Genomic DNA, 16,603 nt, shown 5'->3' with positions numbered 1-16,603 from the left:
TTGCACAAGACGGCGTGGCTCATTGGCGAGTTGGCATTGGCAGGCCTGGCCACGGCGTCCGCGTGGGCGCAGCAGACGGGGCCGGTGGGTAGCATCTACACCTGCGTGGACCGCAATGGCCGACGGCTCACGGCCGACCGCCCCATTGCCGAATGCGTGGACCGCGAGCAGCGCGAGCTGGGCCCCTCGGGCATCGTGCGGCGCCAGATTGGCCCCACGCTGACCGAGCAGGAGCGTGCCGCCCTCGAAGTGCGCCAGCGCAAGGAAGCCGAGGAACGCAGCCGCGCCCTGGAAGAACGCCGCCGCGAACGTGCCCTGACGTCGCGCTACCCCGACAAGGCCGCACACGACGTGGAGCGCAAGGCTGCGATCCAGATGGTGGAAGACGTGGCGGCCACGGCCCAGAAACGCATCGTCGAGCTGCGCCAGCAACGCCAGGCCATGGACACCGAGATGGAGTTCTACAAGAAGGACCCCAACAAGGCCCCAATGACCCTGCGCCGCAAGATCGCCGAGAACGACGACAGCATCGCCGAACAGCAGCGCTTCATTGGCGGCCAGGACGACGAAAAGCGCCGTGTGCACCAGCGTTTCGATGTGGAGCTCGCACAACTGCGCAAGCTGTGGGATGAGCAGCGGGGCGTTGGCGTGCCCGGTGCTGCGAGCAGCACGCCCCCGGCGTCCGCCGGCGGTGCCCGCTGATCAGGGCCGATTCAGGGTTCTCGGCGATGGATATGCCCTCCACGGAGGGCATCCATCGGGCGTGGTCAGCCTGCGAGCTTGGCGCGCAGCAGGTCGTTGACCTGTTGCGGGTTGGCCTTGCCCTTGCTGGCCTTCATGATCTGGCCCACGAGTGCGTTGAAGGCCTTGTCCTTGCCGGCGCGGAACTGGGCCACGTTGTCGGCGTTGGCGGCAATCACATCATTGATGATGGCTTCCAAAGCGCCGGCATCATTCATTGGCTTAAGGTCTTTGGCTTCGATCACGGCATCAACATCCGTGAATTCACCTGACCAAAGCGCCTCGAACACCTGCTTCGCCGCGTTGTTTGCGATAGTGCCGTCCGCAATGCGGCCGATCAGCGCGCCCAGTTGGGCGGCCGACACGGGCGAGGCATCGAGCGCCATGTCGTTGGCGTTCAGGCGGCGCGAGACCTCGCCCATGATCCAATTGCTGGCCAGCTTGGGCTGCTTGCTGGCCTGGGCTGCGGTCTCGAAGTACGCGGCCATGGCCTTGCTCTGGGTCAGCGTGGTCGCGTCGTACTCGGGCAGGCCATAGTCGGCCACGAAGCGCGCGGCCATGGTGCGCGGCAGCTCGGTCATCAGGGCGCGTTGCTCGTCCACCCACTGGCGCGAGATCTGCAGCGGCGGCAGGTCCGGGTCGGGGAAGTAGCGGTAGTCGGCCGCGTCTTCCTTGGTTCGCATGGCCTCGGTTTCGCCCGTGTCGGGGTCGAACAGCACCGTGGCCTGCTGGATGGCACGGCCATCCTCGATCTCCTCGATCTGCCAGCGGATCTCGTAGTCGATGGCCTGCTGCATGAACTTGAAGCTGTTCAGGTTCTTGATCTCGCGGCGCGTGCCCAAGGGGGCGCCGGGCTTGCGCACCGAGACGTTGGCATCGCAGCGGAACGAGCCCTCCTGCATGTTGCCGTCGCAGATGCCGATCCAGGTCACGATCTTGTGCAGCTCGCGCGCATAGGCCACGGCCTCTTCGCTGGAGCGCATGTCGGGCTCGGTCACGATCTCCAGCAGGGGCGTGCCGGCGCGGTTCAGGTCGATCCCGCTCTGGCCGATGAAGTCCTCGTGCAGCGACTTGCCCGCGTCCTCTTCAAGGTGGGCGCGCACCAGGCGCACGGTTTTCTTCTCGTCGCCGAGAAAGAACTGCACCTCGCCGCCCTGCACCACGGGGATCTCGAACTGGCTGATCTGGTAGCCCTTGGGTAGGTCGGGGTAGAAGTAGTTCTTGCGCGCGAAGATGCTCTCGGGCGCGATGTGCGAGCCCAGCGCCAGGCCGAGCTTGATGGCGCATTCCACGGCGGTGCGGTTCATCACCGGCAGCGTGCCGGGCAGGGCCAGGTCCACGGCGCAGGCCTGGGTGTTGGGTTCGGCGCCGAAGGCCGTGGAGGCGCGGCTGAAGATCTTGCTTTGCGTGGCGAGTTGGGCGTGGGTCTCGAAGCCGATCACGACCTCGTAGCCACGGATCAATTTGCTGGTTGTCGTCGTCGTCATGTCACAGACCTTCGGGTTGGCGCAGGTGAAAGTCGGTGGCCTGCTGCAGCCGGTGTGCTGCGTTGAGCAGGCGCGCTTCCTGGAAGTAGTTGCCGATCAGCTGCAGGCCCACGGGCATGCCGCCTTCGCCAAAGCCCGCCGGCACGCTCATGCCGGGCAGGCCGGCCAGCGAGCCGGGCAGGGTGAAGATGTCGGCCAGGTAGTCGGCCAGCGGGTCGGCGCCATGCTCGCCGAGCTTCCAGGCCACGGTGGGGGACACGGGGCCGGCGATCACGTCGCAGTGCGCGAAGGCCTGCTGGAAGTCGTCGGCAATCATGCGGCGGATCTTCTGGGCCTTGAGGTAATAGGCGTCGTAGTAGCCGTGCGAGAGCACGTAGGCACCGATCATGATGCGGCGCTTGGCCTCGTCGCCAAAGCCTTCGGCGCGGGTCTTCTTGTACATGTCCTCCAGGTCGCCGTAGTCCTTGGCGCGGTGGCCGAACTTCACGCCGTCGAAGCGGCTCAGGTTGGACGACGCCTCGGCCGGCGCGATGATGTAGTACACCGGGATCGAGAGTTCGGTGCGTGGCAGGCTGATGGGCACCAGCCTGGCGCCGAGCTTTTCGTATTCCTTGAGCGCAGCGTCCACTGCAGCGCGCACGTCGGGCGCCAGGCCCTCGCCGAAGAACTCGGCCGGGATGCCGATGCGCAGGCCGTCGATGGAGTCGTTCAGCGAGCGGCCGAAGTCCTCGGCGGGCATGTCGATGGAGGTCGAGTCGCGGTCCAGGTCGGGGCCGCACATGGTGGACAGCAGCAGTGCGCAGTCCTCGGCCGTGCGCGCCATGGGGCCGGCCTGGTCCAGGCTGGAGGCAAAGGCGATCATCCCGTAGCGTGAGGCGCGGCCGTAGGTGGGCTTGATGCCGGTGATGCCGCAGAACGAGGCCGGCTGGCGGATGGAGCCGCCGGTGTCGGTGCCGGTCACGGCCGGGGCCAGGCGCGCGGCCACGGCCACGGCGCTGCCGCCCGAGGAGCCACCGGGGATGCGCGACGTATCCCAGGGGTTGCGCACCGGGGCGGGCGCGTCGAAGCCTACGGGGGCCACGGCCGAATTTTCGTTGGCCGAGCCCATGGCGAACTCGTCGCAGTTAAGCTTGCCCAGGGTCACGGCGCCAGCCTCGGCCAGCTTGCGCACCACGGTGGCGTCAAACGGGGACTGGTAGCCCGCCAGCATCTTCGAGCCGGCAGTGCTGGGGAAGTCGCGCGTGACGAAGATGTCCTTGTGGGCCAGGGGAACGCCTTCCAGCGTGCCCGCCGTGCCGGCGGCAATGCGGGCATCGGCCGCACGCGCCTGGGCCAGCGTGACGTCTTCATTGACCGCCACGTAGGCGCCCAGCGACTGGTGGCTCTTGGCGCGGGCCAGGAAATGCTGGGCCGCTTCCACGGCGGAGACCTGGCGCTCGCGCAGTTGCGCGGCCAGGGCGGTGACGGTCAGATCGTGCAGGTCTGCAATTTGCTTGTTCATGCTGGCCTCACCCGATCACTTTGGGCACGAGAAACAGGCCGCGTTCCACTGCCGGGGCGCTGCGCTGGTTGGCCTCGCGCTGGTTCGGCTCGCTGGCGACGTCGTCGCGCAGGCGCAGGGCGATCTCCTGGATGGCTGCCACGGGGTGTGCCAGGGGTGTCAAGTCCCCGGTATCCACAGCGCGCATCTTCTCCACGATGTCGAAAAAGCCGTTGAGTTGTGTGAGCATGCGCTCACTTTCGCTCGCGCTCAATTCCAGTCGCGCCAGGTTGGCGATGCGATCGATGTCCAGGGATGTCAGTGCCATAGGGGAAAAATTCGGGAGAAACCAGATGTAAAGCTGAAATGGGGGGTGGGACCAGGGGAGTTATTCACAGGGGATAGGGTATTATCCCGGCTTTGCCGCAATACCCTCCCTCATGCCGGTCATTGTGCGAAAAAAGCGAAATTTGACCCCGTAAACCCGGCGATGGCAGGCCGATGCGCACGCCATGCCTGAGAGGATTCTTGAATGTTCGGAGCTTTCCGTCGGTACTTCTCCACCGACCTGGCCATTGATCTTGGCACAGCCAACACCCTGATATTCGCCCGCGACAAAGGCATTGTGCTCGATGAGCCCTCTGTTGTCGCCATCCGCCACGAAGGCGGACCCCACGGCAAGAAGGTCATCCAGGCCGTAGGCCATGAAGCCAAGGCCATGCTGGGCAAGGTGCCCGGCAACATCGAAGCCATCCGGCCCATGAAGGACGGTGTGATCGCCGACTTCGTGATCACCGAGCAGATGATCAAGCAGTTCATCAAGATGGTGCACCCGCGCACGCTGTTCACCCCCAGCCCGCGCATCATCATCTGCGTGCCCTGCGGTTCCACCCAGGTCGAGCGCCGCGCCATCAAGGACGCGGCCGAAGCGGCCGGCGCCACCGCCGTCTACCTGATCGAAGAACCCATGGCCGCGGGCATCGGGGCCGGCCTTCCGGTCTCTGAGGCCAGCGGCTCGATGGTCGTGGACATCGGCGGCGGCACCACCGAGGTGGGCGTGATCTCGCTGGGCGGCATGGTCTACAAGGGCAGTGTGCGCGTGGGCGGCGACAAGTTCGACGAAGCCATCATCAGCTACATCCGCCGCAACTACGGCATGCTGATCGGCGAGCCCACCGCCGAATCCATCAAGAAGAACATCGGCTCGGCCTTCCCCGGCTCCGAAGTGCGCGAGATGGAAGTCAAGGGCCGCAACCTCAGCGAAGGCGTGCCGCGCAGCTTCACCATCTCCAGCAACGAAGTGCTGGAGGCGCTGACCGATCCGCTCAACCAGATCGTCTCGGCCGTCAAGAACGCCCTGGAACAGACCCCGCCCGAACTCGGCGCCGACATCGCCGACCGCGGCATGATGCTGACCGGCGGCGGCGCGTTGCTGCGCGACCTGGATCGCCTGCTGGCCGAGGAGACCGGCCTGCCGGTGCTGGTGGCTGAAGACCCGCTGACCTGCGTGGTGCGTGGCTGCGGCATTGCGCTGGAGCGCATGGACCGCCAGGGCAGCATTTTTACAAGCGAGTAAGTTCCCCTGTGCCTGCGTGCCCGCCACGCAGGCACCCATCGCGCTGAAATGGCATGACCGCAACCGCACCGATGCTTTTTGAGCCGTGCCCCTGGCCGCGTGCGCGCGCCGTGCAGACCCACCGCTGAGCGCCATGCCCCTGGGAACCCTGGAGCGCAGTGCGCCTCCCTTCTTCAAGCAAGGCCCCTCGGCCCTGTCACGGCTGGCGCTCTACAGCGCGCTGGCCCTTTTCCTCATGGTGGCGGACGTGCGCTTCAAGCTGACCGGCCCGTTCCGCCAGGCCGTGTCCACCGTGCTCTACCCGGTGCAGTGGCTGATGCTGCAGCCGGTGGAGTTTGCCGGGCGCGGTGCCGGCTACTTCCAGAACCTGCAGACCGCGCAGCAGGACGCCGATGCCGCGCGCAGCAAGATGGCCCAGATGTCGCAGCGCGCGAGCCAGGCCGACCAGCTGATACTGGAGAACGAGCGGCTGCGCAAGCTGCTCACGCTGCGCGAGCGGCTGACCACTTCGGCCGAGGCGGCCGAAGTGATTTATGACACCGCCGACCCCTATACCCGCCGCGTGGTGGTGGACAAGGGGCTGATGGCGGGGGTGGAACTCGGTGCGCCCGTGCTCGACGAAGCGGGCATCCTGGGTCAGGTCACACGGGTGTTTCCCATGCTCAGCGAAGTGACGCTGCTGGTCGACCGGGACCAGGCCATTCCCGTGCTCAATATCCGCACCGGTGCGCGCGGCGTGGCCTACGGGGATCCCGTGGCGGGCAACAACGGCGGCATGGAGCTGCGCTTCATGCCCGCCAATGCCGACGTGCGCGAAGGCGACCTGCTGACCACCAGTGGCGTGGACGGCCTGTACCCCCCCGGCCTGCCGGTGGCCAAGATCGTGCGCGTGGAGCGCCGGGCCGACTCGGCCTTTGCGCGCATCTACTGCGAGCCGCTGGCCCAGGTGCAGGGCGCACGCCATGTGATGGTGCTCAAGCCCCTGTCGGGACACATTCCCGAGCGGCCCGAGCCGGCAGCCCCGCCCACCGCTGGCAAGAAGGGACGCCACAAATGATCATGCCGCGCGGCCAGCCGCTGCTGCTGCCCGTCAACCCCGTCTTCATCGCCGTGAGCCTGATGGCGGGCCTGGCCATCAACATGATCCCCCTGGGCCGCGTGGTCTGGACGCCTGACCTGCTGATGCTGCTGCTGGTGTTCTGGAGCGTGCACCAGCCGCTGCGCATCGGCATGGGCACGGCCTTCCTGCTGGGCCTGTGCATGGATGTGCAGCAGTCCTCGCTGCTGGGCCAGCATGCGCTGTCGTATTCGGTGCTGGCTTTTGGCGCCATCGCCATCCACCGCCGTCTGCTGTGGTTCAGCGTGCCCTCGCAGGCGCTGCAGGTGCTGCCGCTGTTCCTCATCGCGCACTCCATAGAGTTGCTGGTGCGCGTGGTGTCGGGCGGCATTTTCCCGGGGCTGTGGGTCTTCGTGGCCCCAGTGCTCGAAGCGCTTTTGTGGCCACTGGCCAGTTGGGTATTGCTGGCGCCCCAGCGCCGCCCGCCCGATCGCGATCAGAATCGACCGCTATGAGCCTGGTGTGGACCCGCCAACGATCCGCCTGCGCTTGCCGCACGGTGGTGGGGAGGGCGCAGCGTGACTGAACTGCGCAATGTCGAAGCGGACTCGTCGCGTTTTCGCGCCCGCATCTTCACCGTCGCGTTCGTGGTGTTCCTGGCGTTCGGACTGCTGGTCGCGCGCCTGGTGTTCCTGCAGGTGGTGCGCCACGAGGACCTGGCCGCCCAGGCCGAGAGCAACCGCACGGCGGTAGTTCCCATCGTGCCCAACCGCGGCCTGATCATGGACCGCAACGGTGTGGTGCTGGCCACCAACTACGCGGCCTACACGCTGGAGATCACTCCCTCGCGCGTGGGCGTGCTGGAGGAGACCATCGAGGCCCTGTCCAAGGTGGTCGATATTCAGCAGCGCGACCGGCGGCGCTTCAAGCGCCTGCTGGAAGAGTCGCGCAACTTCGAATCCCTGCCCATCCGCACGCGCCTGACAGACCAGGAAGTGGCGCGCTTTTCCGCGCAGCGCTACCGCTTTCCCGGCGTGGACATCAAGGCCCGGCTGTTTCGCAACTACCCGCTGGGCGATGTGGGCGCTCATGCCATCGGCTACATCGGCCGCATCAACCAGACGGAGAAGGCGCGCATCCAGGATTCGGAGGACGAGGCCAACTACCGCGGTACCGAGTACATCGGCAAGCTCGGCGTGGAGCAGAGCTTCGAGGGCATGCTGCACGGCCTGACCGGCGTGGAGCGCATGGAGACCTCGGCCGGCGGGCATGCCGTGCGCCGCCTGGCCAGCCACCCGGCCACACCGGGCAACACGGTGATGCTGTCGCTGGACATCAAGCTGCAAAAGCTCATCGAGGACATGTTCGGCGACCGGCGCGGAGCGCTGGTGGCCATCGACCCGCGCAACGGTGAGGTGCTGGCGCTGGTGAGCAAGCCCACGTTCGACCCCAACCTGTTCGTGGAAGGCATCGACAGCGAAAGCTGGCAGGCGCTCAATGAATCCATCGACAAGCCACTGCTCAACCGCGCGCTGCGCGGCACCTACCCGCCAGGCTCCACTTACAAGCCCTTCATGGCGCTCGCGGCGCTGCAGCAGGGCAAGCGCTCGCCGAGCATGGTGGTCAACGATCCGGGTTTCTACACCTTTGGCGGCCACACCTTCCGCAGCCACGAGGGCGGCCTGGGCGGGGTGGACATGCACCGCGCCATCCAGTTCTCGAGCAACACCTACTTCTACTCGCTGGCCGTCGAGATGGGCGTGGACGCCATCCATGACTTCATGAAGCCGCTGGGCCTGGGCCAGACCACGGGGATCGATCTCAACGGCGAGGTGCGCGGCGTGCTGCCGAGCACCACCTGGAAGCGCAATGCCTACAAGCGCCCCGAGATGAAGCGCTGGTACCCCGGCGAAACCGTGTCCCTGGGCATCGGCCAGGGCTACAACAGCTTCACCATCCTGCAGCTGGCGCAGGCCGAGGCCACGCTGGCCAACGGCGGCATCAAGTACGCGCCCCACCTCATCAAGGCCGTGCGCGACACGGTCAGCGGCACCGTGACTCCGGTGGTTCAGCCTCCGGGAGAGAACCTTGGCTACCTGCCGAAGAACGTGGAGATCGTGCGCAACGCGCTGGTGGCGGTGAACAAGGGTGGCACGGGCACGCGCATCTTTGCCGGCGCGCCCTACACGTCCGCCGGCAAGACCGGCACTGCGCAGGCCATGAGCCTGGGCCAGAACGTGCGCTACAACGCCAAGGCGCTCGAAGAGCACCAGCGCGACCACTCGCTGTTTGCGGCCTTTGCCCCGGCCGAGAACCCCCAGATCGCACTGGCGGTCATCGTCGAGAACGCCGGCTTTGGCGCTGCAGCGGCCGGCCCGATTGCGCGGCGTGTGTTCGACTATTGGCTCCAGGGCGAGTACCCGAACGATGAAGACCTGGCCGCGGTGCGCAAGGGCATCGCCGCCGCGCCCATCGGCAAGCCGCGCGCGGTGGCCGACGTGGTGATCAGCCCCCCGGCGCCCTGATTGCGCTTCAGACGTTGGTTGCCGGACTGCGGGCCGGCGGAGCCAGTTGGCTGAATACCAGCGCAGCAACGATCAGTGCCGCACCGCCCAGGCCCGCCCAGCCCAGTTGCTCGCCGAGCAGCGCCCAGGCGGTGAGGGCGGCGAACACCGGCTCCAGCCCGAAGACGATGGCGCTGCGCATGGCATCCACGCGCTGCTGGCCCCAGGCCTGCAGGGTGACCACCACCACGCTGGCCAGCAGGCCCAGGTAGACCACGGCCACCCAGGCCTCTGCGGGCAGTCGGGCCGCAGATTCCAGCCAACCCATACCACCCTCGCGCGCGAGCAGCAGCACGGTGGAGGCCAGGGCCATCACGCCAGCCTGCGCGGCGGCCATGCGCGTGGCACGCAGCGGGTTGGCGGCCGTGCGCCGCGCGCATTCCTCCAGCGCCAGGATGTAGAGGGCATAGAACACGGTGCTGGCCAGCGTCAGCGTATCGCCCAGGTTCCAGGGCTCGTTCTCATGGAACATCAGCGCCATGCCCGCACAGGCCATGGCGCATGCGGCCCACAACCGCCAGCCATAGCGCCGGCCCATCAGCGCCATGGCGATCAGCGGCACCACCAGCACGTTCAGGCCGGTCACAAAGGCATTGCGGTTGCTGCTGGTGCGCGCCAGGCCTTCGATCTGCAGCCAGAACGCCAGGAACAGCAGCAGGCCCAGCGCACAGCCCCAGCGGCGTTCATGGCGCAGCATGCCCCACCACAGCGGTGCCAGCACCGCCAGGGCCATCACGAAGCGCAGCCAGATGATCTGCAGCGCATCGAGCTGGGCGGACAGCAGCTTCATGGCAGGGAAGGTGGTGCCCCACACCACGGTCACCACCAGCAGGGCCAGGAGGCCAAAACGTTCAGATCGCATGGGCAAAAAGAAAAAAGGCTGGCCGGGGTCTCCGGCCAGCCTGTCAGGCGCAAGGGGCGCCGAGGTTCAGTTGAACAGGTAGCGGGCCTGCAGGTTCAGGCGCAGCATGTCGCCCTTCTGGCCGTCGAAGGTGGTGCGGCGGCCGCCGATCAGCTCGCTGCCCAGTTCCACGTTCTTGATCGGCAGGTAGTACATGCCGGCGTGCCATTGGTAGAGCTTGTGGTTGCCTTCGCCGCCGTAGGCGTTCACGTAGTCGTCACCCAGGCGGTGGCGCGAGCGCACGGCCCCCAGCGACACGGTGCCGCGCATCTTCTCGCTGAAGACGTTGCTCAGGCCGATCACGACGCCGTGCGAGCGGTCCAGGCGCACGGTGCCGCCGTCAAGCACGGGGTAGTTGGCGCCCACCAGGTAGGCACCATCGCCATCGCCATCCAGGCGCGTGTACTGGGCCATCAGCGTGGTGGTGCCGGTGATCTTGTAGCCGGCGCCGACACCCACGCCCAGGCCGCGCTTGCTGACGCCGTCGACACGTTGCTCGTGCGAGAGCAGGCGGGCGTTCACGTTGCCCCAGTCGAAGGCCTTGTCCACGCGGGCCACGAAGTTCAGGCCCTTGGCGCCGTCGGTGGGCTCTTCGAGCGCGAACTGGAACTTGGCCAGATCGGGGTTGTTGTAGGTGTAGCGGATCTGCGCGGGGCGGCGGAAGGTGGCGCCGGGCGGGCCGTTGAAGTCAACGGTCTCGGGCAGGTTGTCCGTGTCCATGAAGGTCGACCAGGTCTGGCCGATCAGCCAGCCGGCGTATTCGCCATAGGCGTGGCGCAGGCGCAGGCGGTTGCGGTTGCACTCCGCACCGCAGTAGGCGTAGAAGTCGGCCTCGATCTTGGTGTTGAAGGTGCCGATGGAAGTCGGCGTGGAGGTCTCGAAGCCAAAGCGCGAGGTCTGCGCGGTCAGGCTGCTCTTGCCCTGGCGCGATTCGCCCAGGGGCTGCTCCATCAGGTTCGTGAAATTGTCGCCGGGGGCCGTGCCCTTGAAGTCCTTGACCATGTTGGCCTCGGCAAAGCCGTAGACGCGGATCGAGGTCTCGCTGCCCGGCAGGCGGAAGCTGCCCGGAATGTCGCCCAGCACCACGGCGTCCTTCTGCTTGAGTTCCACGGCCTCGATGCGGTCGTTCCAGGCCGATGCCGACGCCGCAGGGGCGGCGGGCGCCTGGGCCTGCTGGGCCTTGAGCTGGTTGAGCTCGGCGCGCAGGGCTTTGAGCTCGTTGCGCATCTCTTCGAAGTCCTTGGCGGACTGCGCGAAGGCCGCAGGCGGCAGGCTGCACAGGCCGGCGGCCAGCAGGGCGAGGAACGTGTGGTTCAGTTTCATGGTCACTCCGGTAGGGGCTTGTGGTTTTTTCGCCGGCGCCTGGATCTCAGGCACTCATGCGGCCGATGAAGGCACGGATACGGTCGTTGGCAGGGTTGTTGAAGAATTCGGCGGGCGCCGCGTCGTGGGCGATGCGCCCCTGGTCGAAGAACATCACGCGGTCGGCCACCTCGCGGGCAAAGCCCATCTCGTGGGTCACCACGATCATGGTCATGCCGCCACGGGCCAGCTCGCGCATCACGTCGAGCACCTCCTGCACCATCTCGGGGTCCAGGGCCGAGGTGGGCTCGTCGAACAGCATCACCTTGGGCTGCATGGCCAGCGCCCGGGCAATGGCCACGCGCTGCTGTTGGCCGCCTGACAGCTGCCAGGGGTATTTGTGGGCATGGTCCTGCATGCCCACGCGGCGCAGCAGGGCCATGGCCTGTTCGTTGGCCTGGGCGCGCGGCGTGTGGCGTATGCGTCGGGGCGCCAGCGTCACGTTGTCCAGCACGCTCATGTGGCCGAACAGGTTGAACTGCTGGAACACCATGCCGACCTCGCTGCGCTGGCGCTGCAGCGTGGCCATGTCGTCGGTCACTTCCACACGGTCGATGGTGATGCGGCCGGAGTCGTGGGGTTCCAGTCGGTTGATGGCGCGCAGCAGGGTGCTCTTGCCCGAGCCCGAGGCCCCGATGATCACGGTGACCTCGCCGGTGTTGAACACGGTGGACACGTCGCGCAGCACCTGGTGGGTGCCGAAGGATTTGCAGACGCGGTCCACCACGATGAAAGGCGTGGGCCGGCTCATTGGTTGCGGCCTTCCACGTCGAAGCGGTATTCCACGGCGTTAGAAATTTGCGTGACCAGTGTGGTCAGGAGCAGGTAGGTGATGGCCACGGTGGACAGGGTGGCGATGGGCTGGAAGGTGGCCGACTGGATGCGATTGCCCACGTTGGTCAGCTCCACCACGCCGATGGCATAGGCCAGCGACGAATCCTTGAGCAGTGCCACGAAATTGCTCACCAGCGGTGGCAGCGAGATCTTGAAGGCCTGCGGGAACACCACGTCCAGGAAAACATGCACCCGCCCCAGCCCCAGGGCCTTGGCGGCTTCGGTCTGGCCGCGCGGCACCGCCAGCAGCCCGGCGCGGATGGCTTCGGCGTTGTAGGCCCCCACGTTCAGGCCCAGGGCCAGTACGGCGGCCGCGAAGTCAGGCAGGTTCAGGCCCGGCACCAGCACCGGCAGCGCAAAGTAGACGAACAGAATCTGCACCAGGAGCGGCGTGCCGCGGATGACCCAGATGTAGAAGCCGGCCACCCAGCGCACGGCCGTCAGGCGCGAGGTGCGGGCCAGGGCTGCGCCGGTGCCCAGCACCAGGCCCACACTGCCGCTCACCAGAGTGAGCCACAGCGTGGTGCGCGCGCCATCAGAAAAAGCCTGGGCGTTGGGGCCTATGGGCTCGGGCAGGAAAGAGAGCAACCGGCCCAGCAGCGCCAGCGCCAGGACCATCAGGACGACGGCCGAGACGAGCGTAGCGTTGCTGCGCTGCTGGCGAGACCAGCGCTCGGGCCAAAGGGCAGTGAGCATGAAAAACCCTGGTGATTACAAGCGGGCTTGCTCAGTTGGTGCAGCGCACGTCTTCGTTGAAGTATTTTTTGGACAGCGCGGCGTAGCTGCCATCGGCCATGACCTCGGCCAGCGCCTTGTTCCAGCCGCCGGCCAGCGAGCTGTTGCCTTTGGCAACGGCGGCGGCGATGCGCTCGATGAACAGCATGTCGCCGAGCTTGAAGCCGGCGCCGGGGTTCTTCTCGGCCACGGCCTTGGCCACGAAGCGGTCGGTCACCCAGGCGTCCACGCGGCGCGAGTTCAGCGCGCTGCGGGCATCCACGTCGGTGGGGAAGTTCTTCATTTCCTTGATGGACGAGACCTTCTGCACGTTCTCCAGGTAGCTGGTGCCGGTCTGCACGGCCACCACCTTGCCGGCCAGGTCCTTGGCACTCTTGATGGCCGGGTCCATGGCGATGATCATGCCGCCCGAGCAGTAGTGGGGCTCGGTGAAGGTCACTGCCTTGGCGCGCTCTTCGGTGATGCCGTGGGAGGCGATCACCAGGTCCCAGCGGTCCTGGCGCAGGCCCGTGAGCAGGGCGTCGAATCCCAGGGTCTTCCACTGGATCGTGAGGCCCATCTTCTTGGCCACGAGCTCGGCCGTTTCCACTTCGAAGCCGGTCAGCGTGGTGCCGCTGAAGAAGTTGAAGGGAGCGAACTGTCCTTCGGTCGCGATGAGGATCTTGCCGTCCTTCTTCACCTCGTCCAGGGTCCGGGCCTGGGCGGAGAAGGCGGCGCAGAGCGCGAGGGCGGTGGCTACAGCCTTGAACAATTGCATGGGATGGGTCCTGTCCGGGGTATTTCAGGTACAAAAAATCCGGCATGCGGGTAGGCAGGCCGGAGGCTCGGGAAATGCGTCCGCAGCCATCGTGGATTGCGATGTCTGGCGTCACGAAATAGTCACCAATTATAAGGATGGGTCTTTTTCTGCCGCCACAGGGGGCGCCCTACAAAAACCGGTTGTAGGCCAATTCACAACAGGTTTTAGAGAAGGCTCCCGAACTTTTCCAAGTGCTGGTAATCGCGCGGGCGCCCTTCGCAGCGCGCGCTCAGCGCAGAAAGGCGTCGTAGCCTGTCTTGAGGATGAGCGCCCCTACCACCACGATGAAGATGCCGCGCACGAAGCCCGTGCCGTGCTTGAGCGCCATGTGCGTGCCGATCAGGCTGCCCACCACATTGGCCACGGCCAGCGTCACCGCAAAATGCCACCAGACATGGCCCTTGGCGGCAAACAGGGCGATGGCCGCCACGTTGGTGGCCGTGTTGAGCAGCTTGGCCGACGCCGAGGCATTGAGGAAGTCGTACCCGAGCAGCCGCACGAACAGAAACACGAAGAAACTGCCCGTGCCCGGCCCGAAGAAACCGTCATAGAAGCCGATGGCCAGGCCAATCAGGGTGGCCGCCAGGATTTCCGCACGCCCGGCAAAGCGCGGCGTGTGGTGCCTCCCCATGTCCTTTTTGGCCAGGGTGTAGGCCAGCACGCCCAGCAGCACCAAGGGCAGCAGCTGGCGCAGGAACTCGGGGGAGATGACCGTGACGGCCCAGGCCCCCGCGAACGAGCCGGCAAAGCCGGCGGCTGCGGCCGGCAGCAGGGCGCTCCAGCGCAGTTGCACGCGGCGGCTGTACTGCCAGGTGGCCATGGCTGTGCCCCAAACGCCCGCCGCCTTGTTGGTGCCCAGCAGCGTGGCAGGAGGTGCCACGGGAAACGCGGCGAACAGCGCCGGCACCATCACCAGACCGCCCCCGCCCACAACCGCGTCCACGAAGCCTGCCAGCAGTGAGGCGAGGGTGATGAAAATCCATTCCATCCCCTGATTTTCGCACCTGCCCAGCTACGGTTTTGGTAGCGAAGGCATTCCCCGAACGGAAAGAAAAAAGGCGCTGGGATTGCCAGCGCCTGAAAAGGGGGTGCACCTCGTTGGGTGCTTTATTGGGTTGTTGCTTGTAGGGATGTCTCCTCGGCCCCTCGTCCAGCACACCAGGGCGCGCTTTCGAGTGACGGTACTGTAACGGCGGCACCCGCTTGGTGCATTGGGGGTTTCCCGCCCCCTTTTGGGGGGGCAAAGCGGGCTGAAAGACGCCCTGGCTGCCCTAAATGCGATTTTTTGCTTGGCATGCCTTGTGCACTGTGCCTTGTAACAAATTGCGAAAAGGGAGCTTCCACATGCGGGCAGTCATCCATGGGTTCGTCACGGTCGTGGCCTTGTGTCTGGGGCTTTGCACCGCAACGGTATGGGCGCAAGCGCCCGCCGCAGAGGCGGCCGCATCGGCAGCCGCTCCCTTGACACGCCCCGGCCTGGTGGCCAAGGAGGCCATCAATGCCGCCGACACCGCCTGGATGATGACCTCGACAGCGCTGGTGCTGCTCATGACGCTGCCGGGCATCGCCCTGTTCTATGCCGGCATGGTGCGCCGAAAGAACGTGCTCAACACCATGGCCAGCGTGGTCGCCATCGCGGCGCTGGTGAGCCTTCTCTGGTTTGCCATCGGCTACTCCTGGGCGTTCACGCCGGGCAGTGCCTGGCTTGGGGGTACCGAGCGCATGGGCTTTGCCGGGTTCGACTTCCAGCTGGCGGCCGGCAAGCTGTCGGTGAGCCACGTGGCTCCGGCCATCCCTGAATCGGTCTACGCCATGTTCCAGCTGACCTTCGCCATCATCACGGCGGCGCTGCTGGTCGGGGCGGTGGTCGAGCGCATGCGGTTTTCCGCAATGCTGCTGTTCATCAGCCTGTGGACGGTGTTCATCTACGCGCCCGTGGCGCACTGGGTCTGGGAGCCGGGCGGCTGGCTGGCGCAGATGGGGGCACTGGACTTTGCCGGGGGCTCCGTGGTGCACGTGAATGCCGGCGTGGCCGGCCTGGTGTGCGCATGGTTCCTCGGGCGGCGCAGCGGCTATGGGCGCGAGCCTTTCGAGCCCTACAACCTTGGGCTGACCATGGTGGGTGCGGGCATGCTTTGGGTGGGCTGGTTCGGCTTCAACGCGGGCTCTGCCGTGGCGGCCGATGGTCGCGCGGGGCTGGCCATGGCCGTCACCCATGTGGCCGCCGCCGCAGGCGCGCTGTCATGGATGCTGGGCGAGGCGGTCATGCGCGGGCGCCCCTCCTTGCTGGGCCTGTGCTCGGGCCTGGTGGCCGGGCTGGTGGCCATCACGCCCGCCGCCGGCTTCGTCACCCTGCGCTCGGCCGTGGTCATCGGGCTGGTGGCCGGTCTGGCCTGCTACTGGGGTGCGACGGGGCTCAAGCGCCTGTTGCGTGCCGATGATTCACTGGACGTCTTCGGTGTGCACGGCATTGGTGGCATCGTGGGCTCGCTGCTCACCGGTGTGCTGGCCAGCCGCACAGTCGGTGGTGTCACGGGCAGCCTGTGGACCCAGGCCATCGGCGTGGGCGCAGTGATGGCCTTCAGCCTGGTGGGCACGGCGCTGCTGCTGTGGATCACCAACCTCGTGCTCGGCCTGCGCGTGGACGAGCAAAGCGAACAGACGGGCCTGGATATTGCACAGCACCGGGAACGCCTGGGTCAGTAGGCCTCCCAATGTTCTGAGGAGTTCACCATCATGCAGGACAGCGACAAACTCGCCATCGCAGCGCACCTGCACGTGCTGCTGCGCCGCAAGACCGGCCGCGTGACCGACACCGAGTGGATGGCGGCCAATGCCGAATACGCGATGGAGATCGTGCGCTTTGCGCGCCAGCATGCGGTGGAAGACGGCGTGCCCGAACTCGCCGAATGGGCCGAACGGCTCGACCGCGCCGTGCACGAACCGGCCCCCGCGCCGCAACGGCGCCCCTTGCTGGAGACTGCCAGCCAGGCGGTGCGCCAGCGCCTGGCGCCTGCTGTGGTCGAGGTGCCCCGCTACGTGGGCGGTATCCGCTGAACTCGAAGGC

The 16,603-nt window shown here is 66.6% G+C and carries 16 protein-coding genes; 7 read left to right on the top strand and 9 right to left on the bottom strand.

Annotation, left to right across the window (positions count from 1 at the left end; translation table 11 throughout):
• Complete coding sequence (locus QYL93_RS11730) at positions 1-702, top strand: DUF4124 domain-containing protein (protein ID WP_305743785.1); 702 nt, start codon at positions 1-3, stop codon at positions 700-702.
• 65 nt (positions 703-767) lie between these two features.
• Here the strand turns inward: QYL93_RS11730 and gatB are convergent, their stop codons facing one another.
• From gatB to gatC, 3 genes are read right to left on the bottom strand one after another with little or no spacing between them, the layout of a single operon-like run.
• Positions 768-2,228 (bottom strand): Asp-tRNA(Asn)/Glu-tRNA(Gln) amidotransferase subunit GatB, encoded by a 1,461-nt coding sequence (gene gatB / locus QYL93_RS11725; protein ID WP_305743784.1) that lies wholly within the window; start codon positions 2,226-2,228, stop codon positions 768-770.
• A 1-nt stretch (position 2,229) separates the two neighbouring features.
• Positions 2,230-3,729, bottom strand: coding sequence for an Asp-tRNA(Asn)/Glu-tRNA(Gln) amidotransferase subunit GatA (gene gatA, locus QYL93_RS11720; RefSeq protein WP_305743783.1), 1,500 nt, complete (start codon positions 3,727-3,729; stop codon positions 2,230-2,232).
• 7 nt (positions 3,730-3,736) lie between these two features.
• Complete coding sequence (gatC, locus tag QYL93_RS11715) at positions 3,737-4,036, bottom strand: Asp-tRNA(Asn)/Glu-tRNA(Gln) amidotransferase subunit GatC (RefSeq protein ID WP_057202620.1); 300 nt, start codon at positions 4,034-4,036, stop codon at positions 3,737-3,739.
• A 204-nt stretch (positions 4,037-4,240) separates the two neighbouring features.
• Between gatC and QYL93_RS11710 the strand changes: the two genes are divergently transcribed.
• The 4 genes from QYL93_RS11710 (at position 4,241) to mrdA (ending at position 8,866) form a co-directional block, all read left to right on the top strand.
• Positions 4,241-5,284, top strand: a complete 1,044-nt coding sequence (locus QYL93_RS11710) for a rod shape-determining protein (RefSeq protein WP_007858125.1) — start codon at positions 4,241-4,243, stop codon at positions 5,282-5,284.
• A 133-nt stretch (positions 5,285-5,417) separates the two neighbouring features.
• Positions 5,418-6,341, top strand: coding sequence for a rod shape-determining protein MreC (mreC, locus tag QYL93_RS11705; protein WP_305743782.1), 924 nt, complete (start codon positions 5,418-5,420; stop codon positions 6,339-6,341).
• A complete protein-coding gene (mreD, locus tag QYL93_RS11700) occupies positions 6,338-6,856 on the top strand; it encodes a rod shape-determining protein MreD (protein ID WP_057202619.1) in 519 nt (172 codons plus the stop codon). Before mreC ends, mreD begins: the two co-directional genes overlap by 4 nt.
• Positions 6,857-6,919: 63 nt before the next feature.
• Complete coding sequence (gene mrdA / locus QYL93_RS11695) at positions 6,920-8,866, top strand: penicillin-binding protein 2 (protein WP_305743781.1); 1,947 nt, start codon at positions 6,920-6,922, stop codon at positions 8,864-8,866.
• 7 nt (positions 8,867-8,873) lie between these two features.
• Here the strand turns inward: mrdA and QYL93_RS11690 are convergent, their stop codons facing one another.
• From QYL93_RS11690 to QYL93_RS11665, 6 genes are all read right to left on the bottom strand, one after another.
• Entirely contained in the window at positions 8,874-9,767 is an 894-nt protein-coding gene (locus QYL93_RS11690) for a DMT family transporter (RefSeq protein WP_305743780.1), read from the bottom strand.
• Positions 9,768-9,833: 66 nt separating this feature from the next.
• The gene (locus QYL93_RS11685) at positions 9,834-11,129 is read right to left on the bottom strand and encodes a DcaP family trimeric outer membrane transporter (RefSeq protein WP_305743779.1); all 1,296 of its coding nucleotides are present in this window, start codon (positions 11,127-11,129) and stop codon (positions 9,834-9,836) included.
• A gap of 46 nt (positions 11,130-11,175) precedes the next feature.
• Positions 11,176-11,919 (bottom strand): amino acid ABC transporter ATP-binding protein, encoded by a 744-nt coding sequence (locus QYL93_RS11680; RefSeq protein WP_305743778.1) that lies wholly within the window; start codon positions 11,917-11,919, stop codon positions 11,176-11,178.
• Positions 11,916-12,698, bottom strand: a complete 783-nt coding sequence (locus QYL93_RS11675) for an amino acid ABC transporter permease (RefSeq protein ID WP_179682444.1) — start codon at positions 12,696-12,698, stop codon at positions 11,916-11,918. The genes QYL93_RS11680 and QYL93_RS11675 overlap by 4 nt, the downstream gene beginning before the upstream one ends.
• A gap of 31 nt (positions 12,699-12,729) precedes the next feature.
• The gene (locus QYL93_RS11670) at positions 12,730-13,494 is read right to left on the bottom strand and encodes an ABC transporter substrate-binding protein (protein ID WP_057266613.1); all 765 of its coding nucleotides are present in this window, start codon (positions 13,492-13,494) and stop codon (positions 12,730-12,732) included.
• 271 nt (positions 13,495-13,765) lie between these two features.
• Positions 13,766-14,524 (bottom strand): TSUP family transporter, encoded by a 759-nt coding sequence (locus tag QYL93_RS11665; RefSeq protein WP_305743777.1) that lies wholly within the window; start codon positions 14,522-14,524, stop codon positions 13,766-13,768.
• Between the two features lie 356 nt (positions 14,525-14,880).
• Between QYL93_RS11665 and QYL93_RS11660 the strand changes: the two genes are divergently transcribed.
• Both QYL93_RS11660 and QYL93_RS11655 read left to right on the top strand, forming a co-directional pair.
• Positions 14,881-16,242 carry an ammonium transporter gene (locus QYL93_RS11660; RefSeq protein WP_305743776.1) on the top strand — a complete coding sequence of 454 codons (1,362 nt, stop codon included), beginning with the start codon at positions 14,881-14,883 and terminating at the stop codon, positions 16,240-16,242.
• 30 nt (positions 16,243-16,272) lie between these two features.
• Complete coding sequence (locus QYL93_RS11655) at positions 16,273-16,593, top strand: hypothetical protein (RefSeq protein WP_305743775.1); 321 nt, start codon at positions 16,273-16,275, stop codon at positions 16,591-16,593.
• Positions 16,594-16,603: the final 10 nt, after the last annotated feature.

The sequence above is a fragment of the Acidovorax sp. A1169 genome (assembly GCF_030704685.1).
Lineage (GTDB): Bacteria > Pseudomonadota > Gammaproteobacteria > Burkholderiales > Burkholderiaceae_C > Acidovorax.
This window is presented reverse-complemented; position numbering and strand designations above follow the sequence as displayed.